Genomic DNA, 543 nt, shown 5'->3' with positions numbered 1-543 from the left:
CTTTGTTTGCTAGCTTCTGATTTTCCTTCGGAAAATCCTCGCACACAAACACGCAACTTTCCATATACATAAACGTTGGCAATAATTAGATGAAATACACATTATACATAATTCTTTCTTTTGTTTTCCTTGGTTGTGTCTCAAACGAGTATAACGCTAAACTGATAGGAGATTGGAAATACATTGACAAAAGCGACTATGGTTATGGTCTGACTTTTACCAAAGATTCGCTTATTATTAAATCAATTTTTACAACAAAGCAAAATTGGACATCGGACGAATCAAATATATATCTTAAAAATATTACGGATTTAAACATGAATATATTGGACGAAAAAGACTTTAGAAATCATTTCGTTTATACATTAAGCGGAAATAAAGACACCCTTGTTTGGAGAGCTAAAACGGACACTACTAATACTCATTATAAGTTTATTAGAATTAAATAAAAACTATTGCCAACACAGGTAGCCGTTGCACAAGCCCATAATTTTACAAAATCATGATACAAAACGCCCATTTTAAGGGCGTTTTTTTTTATAC

At 31.7% G+C, this 543-nt stretch carries 1 protein-coding gene; it reads left to right on the top strand.

The features are described 5' to 3' along the window. The first annotated feature begins 89 nt into the window (after window positions 1–89). The gene (locus ACIEHO_RS16510) at window positions 90–449 is read left to right on the top strand and encodes a hypothetical protein (RefSeq protein ID WP_406973762.1); all 360 of its coding nucleotides are present in this window, start codon (window positions 90–92) and stop codon (window positions 447–449) included. The last annotated feature ends 94 nt before the right edge of the window (window positions 450–543 follow it).

The organism is Flavisericum labens (assembly GCF_045446075.1).
Lineage (GTDB): Bacteria > Bacteroidota > Bacteroidia > Flavobacteriales > Flavobacteriaceae > Flavisericum > Flavisericum labens.
The sequence above is the reverse complement of the archived record's forward strand: the minus strand, read 5'-3'. Positions and strand labels throughout refer to the sequence as shown.

Bases quoted from the DNA above. Each gene is read 5' to 3' on its own strand.
- ACIEHO_RS16510 (WP_406973762.1), top strand. From the start codon at position 90: ATGAAATACACATTATACATAATTCTTTCTTTTGTTTTCCTTGGTTGT.